At 65.9% G+C, this 22,482-nt stretch carries 21 protein-coding genes; 3 read left to right on the forward strand and 18 right to left on the reverse strand.

Annotated features, from left to right (window positions below):
• Positions 1-72 precede the first annotated feature (72 nt).
• Positions 73-1,206, forward strand: coding sequence for a ScyD/ScyE family protein (locus AC5RWO_RS00390; protein WP_498728570.1), 1,134 nt, complete (start codon positions 73-75; stop codon positions 1,204-1,206).
• Positions 1,207-1,309: 103 nt separating this feature from the next.
• Here AC5RWO_RS00390 and rbfA read toward each other — a convergent pair whose 3' ends face one another.
• The 5 genes from rbfA to rimP all read right to left on the reverse strand — a co-directional run bounded on the left by rbfA (position 1,310) and on the right by rimP (position 6,956).
• Positions 1,310-1,780 (reverse strand): 30S ribosome-binding factor RbfA, encoded by a 471-nt coding sequence (gene rbfA, locus AC5RWO_RS00395; protein WP_139005976.1) that lies wholly within the window; start codon positions 1,778-1,780, stop codon positions 1,310-1,312.
• Positions 1,781-1,858: 78 nt separating this feature from the next.
• Complete coding sequence (gene infB / locus AC5RWO_RS00400) at positions 1,859-4,762, reverse strand: translation initiation factor IF-2 (protein WP_498728571.1); 2,904 nt, start codon at positions 4,760-4,762, stop codon at positions 1,859-1,861.
• Positions 4,763-4,898: 136 nt separating this feature from the next.
• Positions 4,899-5,300 (reverse strand): YlxR family protein, encoded by a 402-nt coding sequence (locus AC5RWO_RS00405; protein WP_498728572.1) that lies wholly within the window; start codon positions 5,298-5,300, stop codon positions 4,899-4,901.
• A gap of 62 nt (positions 5,301-5,362) precedes the next feature.
• Positions 5,363-6,340 (reverse strand): transcription termination factor NusA, encoded by a 978-nt coding sequence (nusA, locus tag AC5RWO_RS00410; protein WP_498728573.1) that lies wholly within the window; start codon positions 6,338-6,340, stop codon positions 5,363-5,365.
• Between the two features lies 1 nt (position 6,341).
• A complete protein-coding gene (rimP, locus tag AC5RWO_RS00415; protein WP_498728574.1) occupies positions 6,342-6,956 on the reverse strand; it encodes a ribosome maturation factor RimP in 615 nt (204 codons plus the stop codon).
• A gap of 113 nt (positions 6,957-7,069) precedes the next feature.
• Here rimP and AC5RWO_RS00420 point away from each other — a divergent pair, with 113 nt between their 5' ends.
• Together AC5RWO_RS00420 and AC5RWO_RS00425 are read left to right on the forward strand one after the other, a co-directional pair.
• The gene (locus tag AC5RWO_RS00420; RefSeq protein WP_498728575.1) at positions 7,070-8,308 is read left to right on the forward strand and encodes a DUF4439 domain-containing protein; all 1,239 of its coding nucleotides are present in this window, start codon (positions 7,070-7,072) and stop codon (positions 8,306-8,308) included.
• A gap of 5 nt (positions 8,309-8,313) precedes the next feature.
• Positions 8,314-9,288 carry an aminoglycoside phosphotransferase family protein gene (locus AC5RWO_RS00425; RefSeq protein WP_498728576.1) on the forward strand — a complete coding sequence of 325 codons (975 nt, stop codon included), beginning with the start codon at positions 8,314-8,316 and terminating at the stop codon, positions 9,286-9,288.
• Positions 9,289-9,318: 30 nt separating this feature from the next.
• Here AC5RWO_RS00425 and AC5RWO_RS00430 read toward each other — a convergent pair whose 3' ends face one another.
• From AC5RWO_RS00430 to AC5RWO_RS00490, 13 genes are all read right to left on the reverse strand, one after another.
• On the reverse strand, positions 9,319-10,128 hold the full coding sequence (locus AC5RWO_RS00430) for a sulfite exporter TauE/SafE family protein (RefSeq protein ID WP_498728577.1): 810 nt from the start codon (positions 10,126-10,128) through the stop codon (positions 9,319-9,321).
• Positions 10,125-11,924, reverse strand: a complete 1,800-nt coding sequence (locus AC5RWO_RS00435; RefSeq protein ID WP_498728578.1) for a proline--tRNA ligase — start codon at positions 11,922-11,924, stop codon at positions 10,125-10,127. Before AC5RWO_RS00435 ends, AC5RWO_RS00430 begins: the two co-directional genes overlap by 4 nt.
• 131 nt (positions 11,925-12,055) lie before the next feature.
• Entirely contained in the window at positions 12,056-12,982 is a 927-nt protein-coding gene (locus AC5RWO_RS00440) for a GNAT family N-acetyltransferase (RefSeq protein ID WP_498728579.1), read from the reverse strand.
• The gene (ispG, locus tag AC5RWO_RS00445) at positions 12,936-14,102 is read right to left on the reverse strand and encodes a flavodoxin-dependent (E)-4-hydroxy-3-methylbut-2-enyl-diphosphate synthase (protein WP_139005967.1); all 1,167 of its coding nucleotides are present in this window, start codon (positions 14,100-14,102) and stop codon (positions 12,936-12,938) included. The genes AC5RWO_RS00440 and ispG overlap by 47 nt, the downstream gene beginning before the upstream one ends.
• A gap of 90 nt (positions 14,103-14,192) precedes the next feature.
• On the reverse strand, positions 14,193-14,483 hold the full coding sequence (locus tag AC5RWO_RS00450) for a YciI family protein (protein ID WP_139005966.1): 291 nt from the start codon (positions 14,481-14,483) through the stop codon (positions 14,193-14,195).
• Positions 14,484-14,517: 34 nt separating this feature from the next.
• Positions 14,518-16,158: a hypothetical protein gene (locus tag AC5RWO_RS00455; RefSeq protein ID WP_498728580.1), complete on the reverse strand. Its 1,641-nt coding sequence runs from the start codon at positions 16,156-16,158 to the stop codon at positions 14,518-14,520.
• A gap of 92 nt (positions 16,159-16,250) precedes the next feature.
• Entirely contained in the window at positions 16,251-17,618 is a 1,368-nt protein-coding gene (locus AC5RWO_RS00460) for a M50 family metallopeptidase (RefSeq protein WP_498728581.1), read from the reverse strand.
• Entirely contained in the window at positions 17,615-18,826 is a 1,212-nt protein-coding gene (gene dxr, locus AC5RWO_RS00465; RefSeq protein WP_498728582.1) for a 1-deoxy-D-xylulose-5-phosphate reductoisomerase, read from the reverse strand. Before dxr ends, AC5RWO_RS00460 begins: the two co-directional genes overlap by 4 nt.
• Before the next feature lie 120 nt (positions 18,827-18,946).
• Entirely contained in the window at positions 18,947-19,612 is a 666-nt protein-coding gene (locus AC5RWO_RS00470; RefSeq protein ID WP_498728583.1) for an NAD(P)H-binding protein, read from the reverse strand.
• Between the two features lie 61 nt (positions 19,613-19,673).
• Positions 19,674-20,483 (reverse strand): HpcH/HpaI aldolase/citrate lyase family protein, encoded by an 810-nt coding sequence (locus tag AC5RWO_RS00475; protein ID WP_498728584.1) that lies wholly within the window; start codon positions 20,481-20,483, stop codon positions 19,674-19,676.
• Entirely contained in the window at positions 20,483-21,037 is a 555-nt protein-coding gene (locus AC5RWO_RS00480; protein ID WP_498728585.1) for a MaoC family dehydratase, read from the reverse strand. The genes AC5RWO_RS00475 and AC5RWO_RS00480 overlap by 1 nt, the downstream gene beginning before the upstream one ends.
• On the reverse strand, positions 21,034-21,687 hold the full coding sequence (locus tag AC5RWO_RS00485; RefSeq protein WP_498728586.1) for a CoA transferase subunit B: 654 nt from the start codon (positions 21,685-21,687) through the stop codon (positions 21,034-21,036). The genes AC5RWO_RS00480 and AC5RWO_RS00485 overlap by 4 nt, the downstream gene beginning before the upstream one ends.
• Before the next feature lie 2 nt (positions 21,688-21,689).
• Positions 21,690-22,460: a CoA transferase subunit A gene (locus tag AC5RWO_RS00490; protein WP_498728587.1), complete on the reverse strand. Its 771-nt coding sequence runs from the start codon at positions 22,458-22,460 to the stop codon at positions 21,690-21,692.
• Between the last annotated feature and the right edge of the window lie 22 nt (positions 22,461-22,482).

The following is a 22,482-nucleotide window of genomic DNA, read 5'->3' on the forward strand; positions in this document are numbered from 1 at the left end:
AACACCTTCATCCAACAGGCCCCATCCGTGCCTGCCGGGCACGCCTGCCGGTCATGCACAGGAGCAATAGCTGTGAAAAGCACCAAGCTATACATCGCCTTGCCCATCGCCCTTGGAATGGTTCTGACCTCCGGGATCGCCCCAGGTAACGCGGCGCACGGTGATGATCCCCGTCCGCGCGACGTTGAAACGCTCACCGTGGATCCCCCGCTGTTCTCTCCGTTGAGCCTGGCGACCGGCAGGCACAACACCGAGGTCTACGTCACACAAAACTTCGCGGGCAACCTCGACCGCATCACGGAGGACGGGGACTTGCGCAATGTTTATAAAACGGCACAGAAGGGAACGGAAGTCGGCGCGGTATCGCGCTACCGTCACACCTTGTATTTCATGGAGGGTACCGGTGCCGGCGAACACGATCCTGCACCGAACGTCCAAGTGATCAAGTCCCGGTCCCATAACGGCAGGATCCATGACATCGCCGATGTTGCCAAGCATGAGGCCAAGCATAATCCGGACGGGAATGTAACCTATGGCTTCCGCCACGTCGACAGCAAGAGCTGCCTCGACCAGATCAAGATGCCCATGGACCGGCCCGACAAGTACAAAGGCGGCGTGGATTCGCACGCCTATGCCACGGCGGTGAACCGGCGAAGCATCTTTGTGGCCGACGCCGGTGCCAACGCGATCTTCCGGATCAACAAAGAGTCCGAACGGGTAAGGACCGTCGCGGTACTTCCCGCGACCAGGGTCAAAATCACCGAGGAGCTGGCCCGGGAGAAGAAACTGCCAAACTGCGTTATCGGGGAACGGCTGTATCTTGAGCCGGTACCTACCGACGTCGAAATCGGCGACGACGGTTGGCTGTACGTCAGCACGCTGCCCGGCGGGTCCGAAGACACCAGCTGGGGAGAGCTCGGCGCCGTCTACAAGGTCCATCCGAGGACGGGAAAGACTATCGAAATAGCGGACGGATTCGCCGGCGCCACCGGGCTGGCATTGAGCAGGCGCGGGGATATTTACGTGGCCGAAATGTTCGGCGACAAGATCTCCGTCGTCAAGGAGGGCAGTGACACAGTGCGTACCTTCCTCAAGACCAAAGTCCCTGGAGCGGTGGAGATCGAGGGCCGGACCCTTTACGCCACCATGAACGCTGCACCGCAGATGCCTGCGGCCGGACAGGTGATCAAGGTCCGTCTCCGGTAACAGCAGGGCGTCACGCCGGGTGCAGCCACCATCGGACTGCCGGGACACCCAGAAGGCGGCAGACGTAAGGTCTGCCGCCTTCTGCACTGCGGACCGGCGTAGGTTACTTGGCTGCCTCGTCCGGTTCGTCGGTAAAGCCCTCTTCGTCGTCGTCCTCTTCGTCCTTGCGGTAAGGATCGGACTCGCCGGCGAAAACTGCGCCTTCTGCCAGGGCCGCAACCTCGGCATCGCGGGCCTTGGCGGCCCGCAGCAGTTCCTCCAGATGACTGGCGTTAACCGGGATCTCGTCCGGGACGAACTCCAGGGTCGGGGTCAGCCGTACCGTGATGTTCTTGCCCACCTCGGAGCGCAGGACCCCCTTCGCGGACTCCAGCGCCTTGCGAGTGTCCGCCTGCTGGGTCTCGTCGCCGAAAACCGTGTAGTAAAGCGTGGCGTGCTGCAAGTCGTTGGTGACGCGGGCGTCCGTAATGGTGACAAAACCGAGCCGCGGGTCCTTGACCCTGCGCTCCAGCGCTTGTGCAACCACAACTTTAATCCGGTCTGCCAGTTTTGCGGCGCGTGCTGGATCGGCCATAGCCCCTCCTCATGGTGTGTTGGTGAAAGTGCAGGCGCCCGGCGGTCGTGACCGCCAGGCGCCTGCATCGGAGATTCCTTAGGCGCGCGGCTTCTCGCGCATCTCGAAGGTCTCGATCATGTCGCCTTCCTTCAGGTCGTTGAACGACCCTAGGCCGATACCGCACTCGAAGCCCTCGCGGACCTCGGTGGCGTCATCCTTGAACCGCTTCAGCGAGTCAACGCTGAGGTTGTCCCCGATGACCTTGCCATCGCGGCTGACACGGGCCTTGGTATTACGCCGGATGATGCCGGAGCGGACGATGGAACCTGCAATGTTTCCGTGCTTGGAAGAACGGAAGATCTCGCGGATTTCCGCCGTTCCAAGCTGGAACTCTTCGTATTCCGGCTTGAGCATGCCCTTGAGGGCCAGCTCGATATCGTCGATGGCCGAGTAGATGACCGAGTAGAAGCGCATGTCCACGCCCTCGCGGTCAGCCAGTTCAGCCACGCGCTCGGCGGGCTTGACGTTGAACCCGATGATGATCGCGTTGTCGACCGTCGCCAGGTTGACGTCGTTCTGCGTGATCGCACCGACACCGCGGTGGATGACGCGCAGCTGAACATCTTCGCCAACGTCGATCTTGAGCAGCGAGTCTTCCAGAGCTTCAACCGCACCGGAAACGTCACCCTTGAGGATGAGGTTGAGGGTATCAACCTTGCCCTCGGCAACAGCCTTGTCGAAGTCTTCCAGGCTGATGCGCTTGCGGCGCTTGGCCAGGGCGGCGTTGCGGTCCGCAGCCTCACGCTTCTCAGCGATCTGGCGGGCGGTCCGCTCGTCGTCGGTAACCAGGAAGGTGTCGCCGGCTCGCGGCACGGTCGACAGACCCAGTACCTGGACCGGACGGGACGGCTCCGCGGCTTCGACCGTGTCGCCGTTCTCGTTGAACATGGCGCGGACGCGGCCGTGGGCAATACCGGCAACGATCGTGTCGCCGACATGCAGCGTACCGGACTGGACCAGCACGGTTGCCACCGCACCACGGCCCTTGTCCAGGTTCGCTTCGATGGCGATACCGCGGGCGTCCTTGTTCGGATTGGCACGCAGGTCCAGCGCGGCGTCTGCAGTCAGCAGCACGGCCGAGAGCAGATCGTCGATGTTCAGGTTCTGACGCGCAGAGACGTCCACGAACATCGTGTCGCCGCCGTACTCTTCCGGAACCAGACCGTACTCGGTCAGCTGGCCGCGGATCTTATCCGGGTTAGCGCCTTCCTTGTCGATCTTGTTCACGGCTACCACGATCGGCACATTGGCCGCCTGGGCGTGGTTGAGCGCCTCGATGGTCTGCGGCATGACGCCGTCATCGGCTGCGACAACCAGGATGGCGATGTCGGTGACCTTCGCACCACGGGCACGCATGGCGGTGAACGCCTCGTGGCCCGGAGTATCGATAAAGGTGATCCGACGGTCGCGTCCATCGTGCTCGACGCCGATCTGGTATGCACCAATGTGCTGGGTAATGCCGCCGTGCTCGCCTTCGACAACCTTGGTGTTGCGGATGGCGTCGAGCAGTCGGGTCTTACCGTGGTCAACGTGGCCCATGACCGTGACAACGGCCGCACGCTTCTCCAGCTCTTCATCGCCCTCAGCCTCAAGTTCGGCTTCGAGGTCGATGTCGAAGGAGTCCAGCAGCTCGCGCTCTTCGTCCTCGGGGGAAACAACCTGGATCTTGTAGCCCAGTTCCTCACCCAGCAGTTCGAAGGTTTCCTCGTCCAGCGACTGAGTGGCCGTGGCCATTTCGCCGAGGTGGAACAGCACGGTGACCAGTGCGGCCGGGTTTGCCTCGATCTTGTCGGCAAAGTCCGTGATCGAAGAACCACGGCGCAGGCGCACAACAGTCTTCCCGTCGCCGCGGGGTACGCTCACGCCACCCAGCGACGGAGCACTCATCTGCTCCAGTTCCTGACGCTTGGCGCGCTTGGACTTGCGCTGCTTGCCGCGGCCGGCGCCTCCCTTACCGAAGGCGCCCTGGGTGCCACCACGTCCGCGGCCACCCTTGCCAAAGCCACCGCCGGCGGGCGCACCGCCACCGGGACCACCTGTACCTGGACGGCCGGGAGCACCCGGACGGCCCGGAGCACCGCCGCGGCCGGCAGGTGCCGGACGCTCGGTACGGTTCGGCATCATGCCCGGAGTCGGACGTGCGCCGCCGGGACCGCCGCCCGGACGGGGCGCACCCGGACGGGGAGCGCCGGGACGCGGGGCACCCGGACGGGGAGCACCCGGACGCGGAGCACCGGGGCGGGGACCGCCCTGGCCTGCAGCCGGACGCGGTCCGCCCTGTCCTGCTGCCGCCGGACGGGGAGCCCCGTCACGACCGCCGCGGGGCATGCCCTGGGACGTTGCAAAAGGATTGTTTCCCGGACGCGGTGCACGCTCGCCATCACGCTCGCGGTCGCCACGGGCGCCGCGGGGCATGCCCTGCGAGGTTGCAAACGGGTTGTTGCCGGGGCGGGGGGCGCCACCTGCACGAGTGCCGCCCGGACGCGGAGCAGCGGCGCCGGGCTTGGCCGGTGCTGCTGCGCCTGGCTTCGCCGGTGCCGGAGTATCGGCCTTGGCAGCCGGAGCCGCCGGTGCTGCAGGCGCGGCCGGAGCCGGAGCCTGGGGAGCCGGGGCTGCAGGAGCCGGAGCCTGGGCGGCCGGCGCAGCAGGCGTTTCGGGCGCACTGGGTGCGGCCGGCTGTGCGGCAGCTGGCTTCACTTCGGTTTTGGGCCCGGGCGTCGGAGCAGCCGCCGGCTTCGGTGCAGCCTTGGCTGCCGGAGCGGGGGAAGCGTTCTTTGCCGGAGCGGCGGGGTAGGCGTCGCGAAGTTTCTTCACGACGGGAGCCTCAATCGTGGATGAGGCGGACCGGACGAATTCGCCCAGTTCCTGCAGTTTTGCTACTGCATCTTTCGAGGTAATACCGAGCTCTTTCGCGAGCTCGTGTACGCGGACCTTGGCCACATTTCTCCTGTCTCGGTCCGCACCGAGCCAGGCACGAACCGTCTATTTCTTGCTGCGGCCTTCCGTGCCGTGCAGAACGCACATCGCACTCAGACCGTGGGCAGCGCACAACAGATAAGTCATCGTTGGGCACTCATCACTTGGCACTCATCGGGTTTCCATCAGTTTTCTGACCCGCTTTCAGGTTGGACGGTTGGTGTGATCCGGTCGCGTTTTCCGCGGCCGAATCAAGTGCTTGGAAGTAACCTTCCACGGCACGGCTATCAACTTTACCCCTAAAGGCCCTGTTGAAGGCACGCCGCTTCACAGCCATTGCCAGGCATTCGGGTTGGGGATGCAGCCAAGCACCCCGCCCGGGCAGGCGGCGAAATTGATCTACGACGACGGTGCTCGCACCATCTGCTGTGACCAAACGCAGCAAACCGGCCTGGTCATCCCGACGGCGGCAGCCCACGCAGGTGCGCTGCGGCGAAGCCACAACGGTGTCCTGCTGGCGGGAATCATGCCCACCGGGCTGGAAGTCGGAAGACCGGACCATGTTTATTCTAGCGCTTTCCCTAGCCAGTCTACGAACTGGAGCTGCGGCCGCAGTTCCGGAGGCTACTGCTGGACCGCCACGGCATCGGACACAATGTCGATCCGCCAGCCGGTGAGCTTGGCAGCCAAACGGGCATTCTGGCCTTCTTTGCCGATGGCCAGGGACAGCTGATAGTCCGGCACGACCACGCGGGCGGAACGCAGGTCCGGGTCCGTGATGGTGACTGAAGACACACGCGAGGGAGACAGGGCATTGCCGATGAACGTCGCCGGGTCCTCGCTGAAATCCACGATGTCGATCTTCTCATCGTGCAGTTCGGTCATGACGGCGCGCACGCGGGAACCCATCTCGCCGATGCAGGCGCCCTTGGCGTTGAGGCCGGGAATGTTGGCCTTCACTGCGATCTTGGTGCGGTGGCCCGCCTCGCGCGCCAGCGCCACGATCTCGACGCTGTTGTCCGCGATCTCCGGGACTTCCAGTTCGAAGAGTTTGCGGACCAGGCCCGGATGCGAGCGGGAAAGCGTAATCGAGGGACCCTTCATGCCACGGTGCACATCCACTACGTAGGCACGCAGGCGCGCACCATGCGGGTACTTCTCCCCCGGCACCTGTTCAGGCGGTGGCAGCAGTGCCTCGACGGTGCCGAGGTCAACCTGGACCATGTTGGGATTGTGGCCCTGCTGGATCAGCCCGGAGACGAGCTCGCCTTCCTTGCCGCGGAAAATGCCGAGCACGTTGTCGTCCTCGGCGTCCCGCAGGCGCTGCAGGATGATCTGGCGCGCGGTGGAAGCCGCAATGCGGCCGAACCCGCTCGGGGTGTCGTCGAACTCGCCGACAACGGTGCCGTCCTCGTCCATTTCGGCGGCCCAGATGGTCACATGCCCGCTCTTGCGGTCCAGCTCGGCGCGGGCTTTATCGATCGAGCCCGGCGTCTTGTGGTAAGCCACCAGCAGCGCCTGCTCAATCGTGGGAATGAGCAGGTCCAGGGGGATTTCGCGTTCACGTTCCAGGAACCGCAGGGCGCTCATGTCGATATCCATGTCAGGCCTCCTCATCTTCTAGTTCGCCGCGCATTTCCGCTGCGGCCAGGTCTTCATCCAAGTGCGTGAATTCTATTTCCACCTTGCCGCTGCGGATGTTCGCAAAGGCCAGTTGGACGGGTTCCCCGTGCTTGGGCTTCATGCCCTTCTTCACGGGGATGTCGGGCCGTATCGTGACGGATTCGTCCCCGACTTCCAGCAGTCGCCCGGTGACGTTGTCGCCGTCGAGAACTTTCACCGACACCTTGCGGCCGAGATTGCGGCGCCAGTGCCGCGGCTCGGTCAGCGGCCGGCTCACGCCGGGGGAAGAAACTTCAAGATCATAGGGGGCGCCCTCATCATGCGGGTCTTCGTCCAGCGCCGCGGACAGGCTCTGCGAGACCTCCGCAATCTTGTCCAGGCTCACGCCGCCCTGCTGGTCCTCGGGCAGATCCACGATCACGTGTACGGTGCGCTGGGTTCCGGCGATGCGCACTTCGATGTCTTCCAAGTACAGGTCGCTGGCAGCCACGGTGGGGGCCAATAGCTCCTTCAGCCGCGCCGCTTCCAATTGGGTCTGGGCGCCGGATGGTTTCCCCGACTGGAACACGCCGGTGTGATCGGGTCGATCCGCCATAGCTGCCTCCCGCTAGATGTTGTTGTAGCTACTAGACTAGCGACTTTCTCAAGCCCTCGTGACACGCTGATGAGCCACGCGCCGCACCGTGTGGTGCGTCCGTGCCTGCTGCCATGACATTATCAACTGTTGTGGGAACAACGTCAGGACGGCCGGCCAAGGGCACGGCCGGCACCAAGGCCGGCGGCAGAGCCGGCCGCTTTTTCCGGCGCACCTTACTGCTTTTGCTTGCCGCCGCACTGGTCGTCAGCATCGGCACCGTCGTCACCAGCCTGGAGACCGTCCCTCCCCCGCTGAGCACCACCGAACAGGCGCGCCTGGACGCCGAGCAGCGGCTTCTGGCGGTAGCCGGAGATCTTCGTCACCTCGCTTCGGTTGAGGGTAATTCAAACAACGACGACGGCGGCTCGGCACCGCTGCTGGCCGCCGCTTCCGCGCTGGAACAGCAGGCCGGCCTGTTCCCGCTGCAGACCTCCTGGCCGTCGGGAGCAGCCGCCCCGGAGCCCGGTCTTGGGAACGGTCCCGGCATCCTCGATGCAGCGGCACCCAGCCCCACAACCACCAAGCGGGCCTCGCGCGAAGCCGGGGCGCCGACGCTCAACGGCACGCTTCAACGGCTGGCCTCGACCTCCCGTTTCCTGCTCTCCGCGTCCTTGGACGTGGACCCCGGCCTTGCGCGCCTGCTGGCCTCCGTCGGCGCGTCGGCCTTCAGCCAGGCATCCTTGCTGCACAAGGCTTATCCGGACACCGAACAACCGGTGCCCTGGAAATCCGCCGTGGTGGACCCGCCGACAGAATGCGGCCGGCCTGACGCGGAAGACCAGGAATCCCAGTCATCGGCTCCCGGGGGCGGACTGCCGGCGGAAGCACAGGCCGTATCCGCCGTCGTTGTTAGTGAATACAAGCTGGCGTTCCTGTACCAGACCGCGCTGCCCCGGATCACGGGTGCACACCGTGAAGCCGCGGCGGAAAACTATGCAGCGCATCGGGACCTGATGGAGCGATGGGAGGAGCTGGCCGCAGACGCCTGCGTGGACCTGCCGCTGCGCGGGCCGGCCTATGCACTTCCCGAGGACTTCCTCGACGAGCCGTGGCAGGGGCTCGGCGATGCGGAACGCGAAGCGGCGCTGGCGCTGGGCGATCTGGTGGCCCTCGGCGACGGCGCACTGCGGGCGGCCGCAGCCTCGGACCTGCCGGGAGCAGCGGAGCGGATCGCGGCCATGACCGGAGAACCGCCACTCACCCCCGGCCTCGACCTTCGGGCAAGCGGCAGCCCAGTCTCCCCTTCCGGAACGTCCGGAACTGCCGGTGCGGCATCGTCGGCGCCGGCGTTGAAAGCCGGCCCGCAATGATCCCGATGGAGCTCCCGGCCGACCTGCGGCTCAACGCGCTGCAGTTGCCCGGCGGCTCCAGCTGGCTCCAGCAGTTCAACAACCTGTGCGCTGCCATGTTAGAAAGCTGGCAGTTGGAGGCAGACCCAGCCGGCGGCGGCCCCTGGTTCGGCCAGCTGGCGGCAGTGGTGCCGGTGCGCACCTCATCCGGCACACCCGCGGTGCTGAAGCTCGCGGTTCCCCACGATGAAGCGCTGCTCGAGTCCGCTGCGCTGCGGATCTGGGACGGCCGCGGTGCCGTGGCCCTGCTGCGTAGCGAGGATGACCCTTTTGTGCAGTTGCTAGAGCGGCTGGACGGCGACCGGTCCCTGCTCGATGTCCCGCTGGACGAGACTGCGGCAGTGTGGGGACCATTGGTGCGGCAGCTGCACCGGTCCCCCGAAGCGGCAGAGAGCTGGCCGCCCTTTGAGACCGTAGCGGCGATGGCCGAGCAGTGGTCGGATTCGCTGCCTGCGGACTGGTCTGCGCTCGGGGAGCCCTTTGACCGCTGGCTGCTCGAATGCGCGCTGGAGGTCTGCCAGGTCCGGGGCACGGTGGGGCGCCGCGAAGCCCGTGATGTTCTGGTCCACACGGACCTGCATTATGGGAACGTGCTGGCCCGGACGCATCCTGCAGGCAGTTTTGCGGCCATCGATCCGAAGCCCATGCTGGGCGAGGCGGAATTCGAGGTGGCGCCGATGCTCTGGAACCGTATTCCGGACCTGCATGCCACGGATCCGGAAGCCCACCTGGTCCGGCGCTGTGAGGAACTCTGTGCCGCGGCGGGATTGGAGACGGAGACCGCGCGGCAGTGGAGTATCGTCCGCGAGGTGGCCAACGCACTGGACTGTCTGCAGCACGGCAACAGCGGCCACGCGCAACGGTCCCTCTGGGTTGCCTCCACGCTCGCCGGACGAACCCTCCCCGGGCTTCCGCCGGCACATGAACTGCAACTGCCGTAAGCGGAGCGGCATCGTGGCATGCCCGGCGGCCTAAGCTGCCGGGTTACCCAGGAAATTCTCCTGCACCACGTCGTAGCCCAGCTTGATGATCAGGGCCGCGACCACGAGCAGGAAGACCACGCGGATGAATTTGCTGCCCTGGGTTACCGCCATCCGGGCGCCCAGGTAGCCGCCGGCCATGTTTGCCAGGCCGAGAATCAGGCCGAGTCCCCACAGCAGGGCGCCGCTGGGCAGGAAGAATAGCAGGGCGCCGAAGTTGGTGGCCATGTTCACGATCTTGGCCTTCGCACTGGCGGCCAGGAAGTTGTACCCGAGCATGGCCACCATCGCGATGATCAGGAACGAGCCCGTTCCGGGGCCGATCAGCCCGTCGTAAAACCCGATGACCATTCCGATGCCTGCGGCGGTGCCGAAATGCCGCACCCCGGTGTAGCGCAGTTTGGTGAGGGTGCCCGCCGTCGGACGCAGGGCAGTGAAAATTGCGACGGCGATGAGCGCCGCTACGATGATCGGCTTGAACACTTCCGAGGGCAGCACCGTGGCAACGATGGCGCCGCCGAAACTGCCCGCCAGCGCGACGCCGGCCATGGGCAGCGCGGTCTTCAGGTCGGGGTGCGCGCGCCGGTAATACGTGATGGCGCTCGTGGTGGTCCCGAAGATCGAGCCCATCTTGTTGGTCGCCAACGCCTGCACAGGGCTGATGCCGGGCACCAGCAGCAGCGCCGGCAACTGGATCAGGCCGCCGCCACCGACCACTGCATCAACCCAGCCTGCGGCGAAACCGGCCACCACCACAAGGATGATGGTGGCCAGTTCCAGTTCCTCCAGTCCGGAGATCACTTCCCGGCGAGAGCGGCCACCTGTGCGACGGCCTCCTCCAGGGGTATGTTCTGCGCTTCCCCGGTGGCGCGGTCCTTGACCTCGACGACACCGTCGGCCAGGCCACGGCCGACCACGAGGATGGTCGGCACCCCGATGAGCTCCGCGTCGCCGAACTTCACGCCGGGGGAAACCTTGGGCCGGTCATCGTAGATGACTTCCAGTCCGGCGGCCGCAAGCTCTTCGGAGAGCTTGTTCGCGGCGTCGAAAATTTCCTGTCCGCGGCCGGTTGCCACGACGTGCACGTCAGCCGGGGCAACGTTGCGGGGCCAGATCAGTCCCTTGTCGTCATGGTTGGATTCGGCCAGGGCAGCTACGGCCCGGGTGACACCGACGCCGTACGAACCCATGGTGACGGTGGCCAGCTTGCCGTTCTTGTCCAGCACCTGCAGCCCCAGCGCCTCGGCGTACTTGCGGCCCAGCTGGAAGATATGGCCCATCTCGATGCCGCGGGCAGCCTCGAGCGGACCGGAGCCGTCGGGCGCTTCGTCTCCGGCGCGCACGTCGACGCTCTCGATGACGCCGTCCCAGGTGAAGTCCCGACCGGCCACCAGCCCGAAGACATGCTTGCCGTCGACGTTGGCACCCGTGATCCAGCTGGTCCCGGAAACCACTCGCGGGTCAACCAGGTAGAGCAGTCCGGTCTTGCCTTCGGTGCCGAGCACTGCAGCATTCAGGCTCTCGCCCGGGCCGATGTAGCCCCGGACCAGTCCCGGGTGCTTCTTGAGGTCGTTCTCGTTGGCGGCCTCGATGCCGATTTCCCCGCCGATCGGCAGGAAGCCGCCGATGTTGGCTTCGACCCTCTTGAGGTCCACAGCGCGGTCGCCCGGCACGCCGAGGACCACGACCTGGCGCTCCCCGGTCGGCAGGGTGACGGCCAGGACCACGTTTTTCAGCGTGCCGGCAGCCGTCCATTCGCCCTCCGGACGCGGTGCCAGCTCGTTGGCTGCGGCCACGAGGGTGTCGATGGTCGGGGTGTCCGGGGTGTCCTTGACCTCCGCCTCGGGCAGGTTGGTGAAGTCGATCTCCGCCGGAACCACGGTGGTGACCGCTTCGACATTGGCCGCGTAGCCGCCGGCCGAGCGGACGAAGGTGTCTTCGCCGACCTCGGTCGGATGCAGGAATTCCTCGCTCTTGGACCCGCCCATGGCGCCCGCCGTGGCCTTCACGGGCACTACTTCGAGTCCCAGCCGCTCGAAAATACGCAAGTAGGCGCCGCGGTGGGCCTGGTAGCTGTCCTCGAGTCCGGCGTCGTCAATATCGAAGGAATACGAATCCTTCATGATGAACTCCCGGCCGCGCAGCAGCCCTGCACGGGGACGGGCTTCGTCGCGGTACTTGGTCTGGATCTGGTACAGGCAGACAGGCAGATCCTTGTACGAGGAGTACAGATCCTTGACCAGCAGCGTGAACATTTCCTCGTGCGTGGGAGCCAGCAGGTAGTCCGCGCCCTTGCGGTCCTGAAGGCGGAAGAGCCCCTCGCCGTACTCGGTCCAGCGGTTGGTGGCCTCGTACGGTTCGCGCGGCAGCAGCGCCGGGAAATGGACTTCCTGGGCACCGATGGCGGACATCTCCTCGCGGATGATGGTTTCCACCTTGGCCAGGACCTTCAGCCCCAGCGGCAGCCAGGAGTAGATGCCCGGAGCCGCGCGGCGGATATACCCGGCGCGCACCAGCAACCGGTGGCTGGCCACCTCGGCGTCGACGGGATCTTCGCGCAGTGTGCGCAGGAACAGGGTGGAGAGTCGCAGGACCACGCTTGGTTTCCGTTTCTAAAGTTCGTTGTGTCGCAACAGCAGATCAGTAACTAATCCTACGGTCGCCGGACGGTTCGGGTGAATTTGGGGCAGAGTGTCGCCGGCAGCGCATCCTGTTGGACGGCAACTTCTTAGAAGAGCACGGTGGCGAAGGTGCCGACCTGCTCAAAGCCCACACGCTGGTAGGCGGAGACGGCGCGCTGGTTGTAGTCGTTGACGTACAGGCTCGCTACCGGGGCGAACTTGCGCGAAAGTTCGACGACGGCGGCCATGTACGCTGCCGCAAGTCCCTTGCCGCGGTAGGCCGGGTTCATCCAGACACCCTGGATCTGCACCGCATCGGCCGAGACGTTGCCCAGCTCGGCCTTGAAAACCACTTCACCGCCGGGCTCGCGGTAGACCAGGGAATGCCCCTTGTCGATCAGGCTCCGCACGCGCTGGCGGTAGTGGTGTCCGCCGGCAGCCATGGGGGAATAGCCGACTTCCTCTTCGAACATGGCCACGCAGGCCGGCAGCAGCACGTCCAGGTCCGCCCCCGTGGAGAAGCGGACCGCGGGATTCGCCGCCACCGCGGGCTTACCGCGCAGTTCCATCAGCGGCTGGTTGGGCCGTACGTCGAAAGGACGGGTGGAATTGTGCTGGAAGGAACTCCAGATGCCCAGCACGGCTTCCGCCGGGCCGAAGATGGACGAGGTCCGGCGGTTGCTGGAGGCTAGAAACTGGCCGAGGTTGGCACCCTGTTCGGCGCTGAGCGCAGTGGGCACCAGATTGACCCCGCTCCAGCATGCACCGGCCAAAGCGCCGTCGGCGAAGTAGCCGAGGATTTCGGCGCCCGAGGGGGTGGGCGCAGCCGATTTTGTGGATTCCAGATGCGCGGCGAGGAACACGTTGGACACCGGATCCTGTTTCACCAGCTCCCAGAGCCGAGGCGTGTCCCCTTCGTCGAGGACCCGGATTTCGGCATGCCCCTGCGCGACCGCGGCTTCGCAGCCGGAATCCGTGCGCAGCCGGTTAGCTGACGTTAACCACGGGGCTACCCTTGACAGCATTTTCGCCATCGGTCTCCCCCATTTCCTCCGCAATTCTCATTGCTTCTTCGATGAGTGTCTCAACAATCTGGTCCTCGGGCACAGTTTTGATGACTTCGCCCTTCACAAAGATCTGGCCCTTGCCGTTGCCGGAGGCTACGCCCAGGTCCGCCTCGCGGGCTTCACCAGGTCCGTTGACAACGCAGCCCATAACAGCCACGCGCAGCGGAACTTCCATGCCTTCCAGCCCGGCGGTGACCTGGTCAGCGAGCGTGTAGACATCCACCTGGGCGCGGCCGCAGGACGGGCAGGACACGATTTCCAGCTTGCGCGGACGCAGGTTCAATGACTGCAGGATCTGGTTGCCAACCTTGATCTCCTCTACCGGCGGTGCCGAGAGAGAAACACGGATGGTGTCGCCGATGCCCTTGGACAGCAGGGCACCGAAAGCGGTGGCGGACTTGATGGTGCCTTGGAAAGCCGGACCGGCCTCGGTAACGCCCAGGTGCAGCGGCCAGTCGCCCCGCTCCGCCAGCAGTTCGTAGGCACGGACCATCACTACCGGATCATTGTGCTTGACGGAGATCTTGAAGTCGTGGAAGTCATGCTCTTCGAACAGCGAGGCTTCCCAGACGGCGGACTCCACCAGGGCCTCCGGGGTGGCCTTGCCGTACTTTTGCATCAGGCGCGGATCCAGCGAGCCGGCGTTGACGCCGATCCGGATGGAGACTCCGGCATCCTTGGCCGCCTTGGCGATCTCTTTGACCTGGTCGTCGAATTTACGGATGTTGCCCGGGTTCACCCGCACCGCCGCACAGCCGGCGTCGATCGCAGCGTAAACATACTTCGGCTGGAAGTGGATGTCCGCAATGACCGGGATCTGCGACTTCTTCGCGATGATGGGCAGCGCCTCGGCGTCATCGGCGCTGGGGCACGCCACCCGGACGATATCGCAGCCGGAAGCCGTCAGCTCGGCGATCTGCTGCAAGGTGGCATTGATGTCCGTGGTCGGCGTGGTGGTCATGGACTGGACGCTGACCGGCGAGTCCGATCCAACGCCAACCGAGCCGACCTTGATCTGGCGCGTTTTACGGCGCGGCGCCAGGACAGGCAGCGGTGCGTTTGGCATTCCAAGGTTGACCGAGGTCAAAACATCCTCCAGGGGGCAGTGTTCAGAACAGCTTTCATTATCCTCCGGCAACCCGGATCTTGCGAAGATACCGGCCAGCTGTGGGAAAGATCATGCGTAGTCGGCGAAAGCTCCGGTCACGGGCTTCCACTCAGTTACCCGCAGGCCGGAAACAAAGTTCTGCACGTTGAACGGGTCCTGCTTCAGTTCCTCCAGCAGGGCGGCTTCGCTCCCGGCGGTGAACAGCAGCAGCGCGCCGGTGCCGTCGGCGTACGGACCCGAAGCCAGCAAACGGCCTTCGTTGACGAACCCCTTCAGCCATTCGCGGTGGGCGGCACGATGCGTGTCGCGGCCCTCTTCGGTATCGGCGGCGTAAACATACTCGACGGCAAAAACACTCATGCCGACACCTTACCTGCCCTCGGGGCCGGGTTAATCATTGGTAGGACACGAACCAAGGGGCCGGTTTGACGTCGCCGTAGGTCCGCTCCGGGGAGAACATCGGGGTGTCCTCATCGTAGAAGTTCTTCCAGCCCATCCACACGTCGTCGGGCAGGTCCTGCCGCAGCGTGCGCCAGGTCTCCAGCTTCTGTCCCGGCCCGCCATGGCCGTCGGCGTGGATGACGACGGCTAGCTCGTCATGCCCGGTCTCAAGCTGCTCCCGGTTGGAGATCATCCGCAACTGGAACTGGTGCAGGATCAGTACCTTCTGCGGCAGATTGTTCTCCCGCGTCAGCGCGGCCAACCAGTCGCTGAGCTGGTTGATCTCCGCTGCGGTGACCGAGCCGATCTGCTCCATGTGCCGCTCGCCGTCCCGCAACCGCCATTCCGGGTCCAGGGCCAGGCCGACATGCGGTTCCTTGAGCAGTTCCTCGTATGCCTTGGCCTGGGTGAGGAAGTCGGTTCGGCCGGGCTGCAGGTCCAGCACCACGTACACGCCGGCCTCGCCTGCGGCGTCTACCCAGGTCCGCAGCAGGTCGATGTCCGTGGCGGAGGAATAATCGCCGTCCTCGCCGGCGGATCCGGTGGCGACCGTGGCAATGATCTCGAACGCCGGAATTACCGGCTCGTCGCTCAGGCCCTTGTACTCGCCGGCCAGCTTCTTGGCCCGGTCGATGGCGGCGTCCACATCCTGTTCGCCGAGGGCACCCAGCGCGGGACCGGACGGGTGGCCGTAGAGCGCGACCATCCGCCGCGTCGGGAAGGCCAGCATGCCTCCGCCGGGCAGTTCCGCTGCCGTTAGGGCGGTTTCGGTCCGGGCCGCGAACTGTGCCGTATTGCCGAAGTCCCCGCCGATCGCGAGAATGTTGTGCTCCGGTTCGGCGCGCAGGAAGTCTACGGTTTCGGGGTTGGCCCGGGGGTCGGCCGCGGCATCGACGTGGGTGCGCACACCGGCGGCCTGAAGCACGGCCACGGTGGCAGGGAGTTCTTTCCTGGCGTCTTCGCCAAGCAGCACCGAGAACGGTGAGGCTTCTTCCGGCCCAGCAACCTCGTCCATTGGCTGGCCCGGACCAAGAATCTCGACGCCGCCCAGTACGCTTTCCCACTCCGCCGCGCCGGAGCCTGCCGCGGATCCGGAGGCTGCGGCGGTTCCGGGGGGTCCCGGCGACCCGGATGGCGCGGCAGACGCCTCAGGAGCCGCGGATTCGGCAGCTCCAGCCGGCGCACCGAAAGTCTTGACCTGGCGGACACCAAGCCGCTCCAGCTCGGCCTCGAGCCCGTCCACCGCCAGCAGCAGCGGCACTCCGGCAGAACTGGCCTCGGCGGCGGCAGCTTCGATGGCGGCGACATCCCCTTCCGGGGCCACCACAGCCACCGGGCTGGACTGGAATAGGGTTTGGCTGGCGTCAAGCGCCGCCTCGGCGTCGTTCCCGGTGATGACAGCAGGCTCCGCGGCGGCAGTGTTGACGTAGACCCGGTTTTCGTCCCGGTCGGACCCGCTTTCCGCTGCGGTCCCGGACGCGCCGGGCCTGCCGTTCTGTCCGGCCGTGCACCCGCTCAGCACCAGCGCCGCGGCCAGTGCCGACGCGGCCAGTGCCCGGGGCCAGCCGGACTTGCCGCTGCCGTGCTTGGACATGCCACCTCCATACGTCGATTCTGCTGCCAGTGTATCCAGCGGCTCCGCCGTCGTTGTGGAGGTTCTGATGCAGGCGGTTCGGGCCTGCGCTGCTACCCGAAGATGTTGACCGGTTTGACGATGTCGGCGTAGATCAGCAGGGCGCCCATGCCCATCATCAGGATGGCCACCACGTAGGTCAGCGGCAGCAATTTGGCAATGTCCACAGGGCCCGGATCCGGCCTGCGGAACAGCTTGGCGAAGCCGCGCCGAACTGCTTCCCACAGCGCCCCGGCGACGTGTCCGCCGTCGAGCGGCAAAAGCGGGATCAGGTTGAACACGAACAGGGCGAGATTCACCGAACCGACCAAACCGATCAGCGACGCCGCCCGTGCCTCGAAGGGAATTTCTTCCATGGCGCTGATCTCGCCGGCAATCCGGCCCACGCCCACCACGCTCATCGGCCCGTTGGGATCGCGCGGGGCATCGCTGAAGGCGGCCTCGGCAACGTCGGCCAACCGCTGCGGCAGATTAAGCACGACGCCGGCAATCGCCTGCAGGTTCTCCCCCACCGCGGGCGGCACGGCCGTGACCGGCTGCGGCACCAGTTCCTGGGTCGAACCCATGCCCACGAAGCCGACCTCTTCCATTACCGGGTCGCCGTTGGCATCGAGCACCAGCTCGTTGGACTCGTCGAAGACCGGACGTTCCGAGAGCACGGGCGTGATGGTGGTGCTGATGCTCTGCCCGTCGCGCTCAAGCGTGATGGGCGTGGCCTCGCCGGCGGCGTCCCGGATCCAGCGGGTGAGTTCGTACCAGTCGGTTACCGGCTTGCCGTCGAAGGAGGTGACGGTATCGCCGGGCAGGATTCCCGCGGCCGTTGCCGGTGCCTGCGGGTCCGACGGCAGGCAGTCGGTCTGCCCGGTTTCGGCCTGCTGCGCGGCGCTGACAACGCACTTGTTGACCTCGCTGATGGTGGTGCTGGGCTGCGCCGAGCCGAAGCCCACCATCACGATCCCGAGCAGGACCACGCCGATCACCAGGTTCACGAACGGGCCGCCGAGCATGATGATCATGCGCTTGTAGACCGGGAGCTTGTAGAACACGCGGTTATCATCGCCCGGTTGCAGCCGTTCCGCCTCGGCCTGCCGGGCATCGTTGGCCAGCTGCTGGAACATACCGGTGCTGGACTGGCGCACTGATGCCGCCGCGCCGGACGCCGCCGCTCCCGCCTTGACCTTCGCCGGCGGGTACATACCGATCATGGAGACATAGCCGCCGAGCGGAATCGCCTTGACGCCGTACTCGGTTTCGCCCTTTTTCTTCGACCAGAGGGTCTTCCCGAAGCCCACCATGTACTGGGTGACCCGGACCTTGAACAGTTTGGCCGGCAGCAGGTGGCCCACTTCGTGCAGCGCGATGGAGAGCGCAATGCCCACCGCGACGAAGAGGACTCCGAGAATAAAGAGAAGTACGGTCACATCATTCCTAAACGTTTGCGGGCCTCGGTTCGTGCCCACGTTTCTGCCGCCAGCACGGACTCCACGGTCAGTTCGGCGGAGCCGGCGTGGTCGGCTACTACTGCGGCGACGGTATCCACGATATCCACAAAACCGATCCGGCCGTCGTGGAAGGCATCCACCGCTTCCTCGTTGGCGGCGTTGTAGACGGCCATGAAGGTGCTGCCCTGGGCGGCGGCCTGCTTGGCCAGCCGGACCGCGGGAAACACCTCGTCGTCCAGCGGCTCAAAGGTCCACGTCACCGCGCTGGACCAGTCGCACGGCCTCGCCGCCCCTGGAACCCGCTCCGGCCAGCCGAGTCCCAGCGCGATGGGCAGGCGCATATCCGGTGGCGACGCCTGGGCGATTGTCGAGCCATCCGCGAACTGGACCATGGAGTGGACCACGGACTGCGGGTGCACCACCACATCGATCTTCTCCAGCGGCACGTCGAAGAGCAGGTGCGCCTCGATGACTTCGAGCGCCTTGTTGACCATGGTGGCCGAATTCGTCGTCACCATCCGGCCCATGTCCCAAGTCGGATGCGCCAGCGCCTGCTGCGGGGTCACGGCGCGCAGTTCGGCGCGGGTCCTGCCGCGGAACGGTCCTCCGGACGCGGTGACGATCAGCCGGTCCACCTCGGCCGCCGAGCCGGAGCGCAGCGCCTGGGCCAGTGCGGAATGCTCCGAGTCCACCGGAACCAGCTGGCCTGGTTTCGCCGCGCGCTTGACCAGCTCGCCGCCGGCGATGAGGGACTCCTTGTTCGCCAGCGCCAGCAGATGGCCGGCTTCCAGCGCAGCCAGGGTCGGCACCAGGCCGATCGAACCGGTAATGCCATTGAGTACGACGTCGGCATTCGGCCAGGCGGCGATCCTCGCCGACGCGTCGTGGCCGGCAAAGAGTTCGGGCTCGTAGCCGCTGATGCCCGTGTCTGCGGCCGCTGCCTTGATCGCCGTTGCCAGGTCCTCCCGCGTACCGTTGGCAATCCCTACGGCTTCCGCCCGGGTGTGGACGGCCTGCCGGGCAACCACTTCCAGATTGCCGCCGCCGGCCGCTATGGCCGTCACCCCGAAACGCTCCGCGGCGCCGTCGATCACGTCGATGCCCTGGGTTCCGATGGAACCGGTGGACCCCAGCAGCACTACTTTCCGTGGTCGGCCGGCTGCCTCTGGGTCGCTAAGAAAATCCATGTCTTCCAGTATCCCGCACCCGACCGCGGCCGGACGCACCCGAAGAAGAGGCAGCGCCCGGTGCGAGGGCATCGCACCGGGCGCTGGGACGGCTCAGGAAGCTGCAGCAATCCTCCGCAACTAGGCGAAGGCGGCTACTGCTTCCTTGACCGGAACATCTCCGGAGATCAGGTTGAGCAGCTGGCGCTCACCGGCGCCCGTGCGCAGCAGTTCCGCCAGCACTGTGGCAACGTCGGCGCGCGGCACCGGACCGCGCTCCTCGACCAGATCCAGGCGGACGAGACCGCTGCCGGCGTCGTCGGTCAGTTGGCCGGGGCGAACGATGGTCCACTTCAGGTCGCGAGTTTTGAGGTCCTCTTCCGCTGCCAGCTTGGCCCGCAGGTAGGCAACGAAGACCTCGTCCATGCACTCCGGGGTAGCGCCGTCGCGAACCAGGTCATTGCCCATCGAGGAAATCTGGATGAAGCGTTCGACGCCGGCGGCCTCGGCGGCATCCGCCAGCAGCACCGCGGCACCCAGGTCCACAGTTTCCTTCCGCTCGACCCCGCTGCCCGGCCCGGCTCCGGCCGCGAAGACCGCCGCATCGGCGCCCTTCAGGATTTTCGCGACCTCGTCCACCGAGGCGCTCTCCAGATCCACCACCTCGGGGATGGCACCGTCCACCATCAGATCGGCGCTCTGCTCCGGTTTGCGGATCAGCCCCACCACCTCATGCTGGTCCGCGGCCAGGATCCTGGTCAGTTCGCGTGCGATTTTTCCATGTCCACCTGCAATAACTATGCGCATGACCGGTGCAACCACACTTCGCTGCAGGCTATTCCAACCCGGCGCTCGTCCTCGTTTCCCGTCATCCTGCCAGCCCGGCCCGGCGCAGCGTCTGCTCTGCGTGCTTGATCAGCGGGCCGTCCACCATCCTGCCGCGGAAACGGAACACACCCGGTTCCGTCCGGGCCGCCTCCAGCAGCGCCGCGGCATCGGCGACGGCCGCCTCGGATGGCAGGTACGCGGCGCGGATGACCGGTATCTGGCTCGGATGGATCACGGCCTTGGCGCCGAATCCGCAGGCCACAGCGTCGTCGGCCTCGGCAGCCAGGCCGTCCAGATCCGGAATGTCCACGTAGACCGAATCGATGGCCGTCTTGCCGTAGGCACCGGCCGCCAGCAGGACCTGCGAGCGCGCCTGCCGGGCGACGTCCCGGTACGGTCCGGCGGGGTTCCGGCTGGAGGTCCCGCCGAGCGAGGCCAGCAGGTCTTCCGCGCCCCACATCAGCGCGACGACGTTCCCGGTGCGCGCGATGTCCGGGGCGGCGAGGATGCCCAGCGCCGTCTCGCACAGCGCCACGACGTCGTACCCGCCCAGCCCGGCAATGGCGTCTGCGTTCTCGGATTTGGCCAGCATGATGGTGGTGTAGCCGGTACGTTGCAGTGCCGCCATGTCCAGGGCATGGTCTTCGGTTGCGAGCGGGTTGACGCGCACGATGGTCCGCTCCGGATCCAGCGGGTGGTCGATGACGGCTTGCCGGGCCCGTGCCCGGTCCCCCGGCGCCACGGCATCTTCCAGGTCCAGGATGACCGCATCCGCCCGGTCCGCCGCCTTGGCATAACGCTCGGCCCGGTCCGCGGGACAGAACAGGATGGCCGGGCCCATGGTAAACATCAGCCGAGCTCCTGGTTCCGGAAGCGGTTCCTGGCCTCCGGCTCGGTCTGGCTCTGCCGGTGCCCTTCTTCGGTCCACATCAGGCAGCTGCGGACCGCCGTGGCGACAATGTCCTCGTGCTGGTTCCGGCCGGTATGGCTCATGGTGACAATCCCCTGGCCGCGCCGCGAGGCCGAGAGCCGTTTGTCCGTCACGGTCGTCTCCGTGTATAACGTGTCGCCGTGGAAGAGCGGATGCGGAAAGTTGATGTCCGTCAGTCCCAGCTGGGCCACAATGGTGCCCTGCGTGAGCTGGGTAACGGATTGGCCCACCACAGTGGCGAGCGTAAACATGGAGTTCACCAGCCGCTGCCCGAACGGCTGCGACGCGGACCAGTCGGCGTCCAGGTGCAGAGCCTGGCTGTTCATGGTCATCGTAGTGAACAGAACGTTGTCCGCTTCGGTAATGGTCCGGCCCGGCCTGTGCGCGTAGACGGTGCCGGGCTGGAGCTCGTCGTAATAGAGGCCGCGCTGCGTGATGGTGGTCCGCAGATCCTCGCCGCTTCCGGTGCTCATACGTCGTCGACCTCGTGCTCCTCGATGTTCAGGTCCGCACCGGTGGCGGCCACGACATCGTCCACGCCGACGCCGGGCGCTACTTCACGCAGCACCAGTCCGTCTTCGGTTACATCGATGACGGCCAGGTCGGTGATGATCCGGTCCACGCAGCCCTTGCCGGTCAGCGGGAGCGAGCAGCTCTTGAGGATCTTCGGGTTGCCCTTCCGGTCCATGTGCTCCATCATCACGATCAGCCGCTTGGCGCCGAAGACCAGGTCCATGGCCCCGCCCATGCCCTTGACCATCTTGCCCGGCACCATCCAGTTGGCCAGGTCCCCGTTTTCGGCGACTTCCATGGCCCCGAGCACCGCCACGTCCACGTGTCCGCCGCGGACCATGCCGAAGGAGGTCGCCGAGTCGAAGATCGCCGCACCCCGGTTGAGCGTGACCGTTTCCTTGCCGGCGTTGATCAGATCCGGGTCAAGGTTCTCCTCGGTGGGATAGGGCCCGACGCCGAGAATGCCGTTCTCGGAATGCAGCACCACCTCCACGCCGTCGGGAATGTAATTGGGGATGAGGGTAGGCATCCCGATGCCTAGGTTCACGTACTGGCCGTTGCGCAGCTCCTTGGCTACCCGGGCGGCGAGTTCGGTGCGCGTCAGTGCCATCGTCAGTTCCCCTTCCCCGCGCCGGCCTCGGTGACCGTACGCTTCTCGATCCGTTTCTCCACGTCACCGGCCACCACCACGCGCTGGACGAAGATGCCCGGCGTGTGGATATGCTGCGGATCCAGCTCGCCCGGTTCCACCAGTTCCTCCACCTCGGCGATGGTGACTTTGCCTGCCATCGCCGCCAGCGGATTGAAGTTCATTGCGGTCACGTGGAAGACCAGGTTGCCCAGCCGGTCGCCTTTCCACGCATGCACCAGCCCGAAGTCCGGCCGCAGCGACTCTTCGAGCACGTAGTCCGCGCCGCCGAAGCTGCGCACCTCCTTAGGTGCCGAAGCAATCGCAACGTTCCCCTCGGCGTCGTACTTTTGCGGCAGTCCCCCCTCGCTGACCTGTGTGCCGACGCCCGCCGTCGTATAGAATGCCGGGATGCCGGCACCGCCGGCGCGCAGTTTCTCGGCCAGCGTGCCCTGCGGGGTCAGCTCCACCTCGAGTTCGCCGGCGAGGTATTGCCGCGCGAACTCCTTGTTCTCGCCCACATAGGAGCTGATGGTGCGGCGGATCCTGCCGTCCGCCAGCAGCACGCCGAGGCCCCAGTCGTCCACGCCGCAGTTGTTGCTGATGGTTTCCAGGTCCTTGGTGCCGCGGTCGTGGAGGGCCTGGATCAGGGTCACCGGGATGCCGCACAGGCCGAAACCTCCCACGGCCAGCGAGGCCCCGTCCTGGATATCGGCCACGGCTTCCGCCGCGCTGCCTACAACCTTGTTAATCACGTTGTCCCTAGCCTTCCGTCGA

The organism is Arthrobacter sp. B055-34 (assembly GCF_059090425.1).

Excerpts from the sequence above, each read along its gene's own strand:
- rbfA (WP_139005976.1), bottom strand. The coding sequence starts at position 1,780 with ATGGCCGATCCAGCACGCGCCGCAAAACTGGCAGACCGGATTAAAGTT.
- AC5RWO_RS00405 (WP_498728572.1), bottom strand. The coding sequence starts at position 5,300 with ATGGTCCGGTCTTCCGACTTCCAGCCCGGTGGGCATGATTCCCGCCAG.
- nusA (WP_498728573.1), bottom strand. The coding sequence starts at position 6,340 with ATGGATATCGACATGAGCGCCCTGCGGTTCCTGGAACGTGAACGCGAA.
- rimP (WP_498728574.1), bottom strand. The coding sequence starts at position 6,956 with ATGGCGGATCGACCCGATCACACCGGCGTGTTCCAGTCGGGGAAACCA.
- AC5RWO_RS00420 (WP_498728575.1), top strand. The coding sequence starts at position 7,070 with ATGACATTATCAACTGTTGTGGGAACAACGTCAGGACGGCCGGCCAAG.
- AC5RWO_RS00425 (WP_498728576.1), top strand. The coding sequence starts at position 8,314 with ATGGAGCTCCCGGCCGACCTGCGGCTCAACGCGCTGCAGTTGCCCGGC.
- AC5RWO_RS00440 (WP_498728579.1), bottom strand. The coding sequence starts at position 12,982 with ATGGCGAAAATGCTGTCAAGGGTAGCCCCGTGGTTAACGTCAGCTAAC.
- AC5RWO_RS00450 (WP_139005966.1), bottom strand. The coding sequence starts at position 14,483 with ATGAGTGTTTTTGCCGTCGAGTATGTTTACGCCGCCGATACCGAAGAG.
- AC5RWO_RS00455 (WP_498728580.1), bottom strand. The coding sequence starts at position 16,158 with ATGTCCAAGCACGGCAGCGGCAAGTCCGGCTGGCCCCGGGCACTGGCC.
- dxr (WP_498728582.1), bottom strand. The coding sequence starts at position 18,826 with ATGGATTTTCTTAGCGACCCAGAGGCAGCCGGCCGACCACGGAAAGTA.
- AC5RWO_RS00470 (WP_498728583.1), bottom strand. The coding sequence starts at position 19,612 with ATGCGCATAGTTATTGCAGGTGGACATGGAAAAATCGCACGCGAACTG.
- AC5RWO_RS00475 (WP_498728584.1), bottom strand. The coding sequence starts at position 20,483 with ATGTTTACCATGGGCCCGGCCATCCTGTTCTGTCCCGCGGACCGGGCC.
- AC5RWO_RS00480 (WP_498728585.1), bottom strand. The coding sequence starts at position 21,037 with ATGAGCACCGGAAGCGGCGAGGATCTGCGGACCACCATCACGCAGCGC.
- AC5RWO_RS00485 (WP_498728586.1), bottom strand. The coding sequence starts at position 21,687 with ATGGCACTGACGCGCACCGAACTCGCCGCCCGGGTAGCCAAGGAGCTG.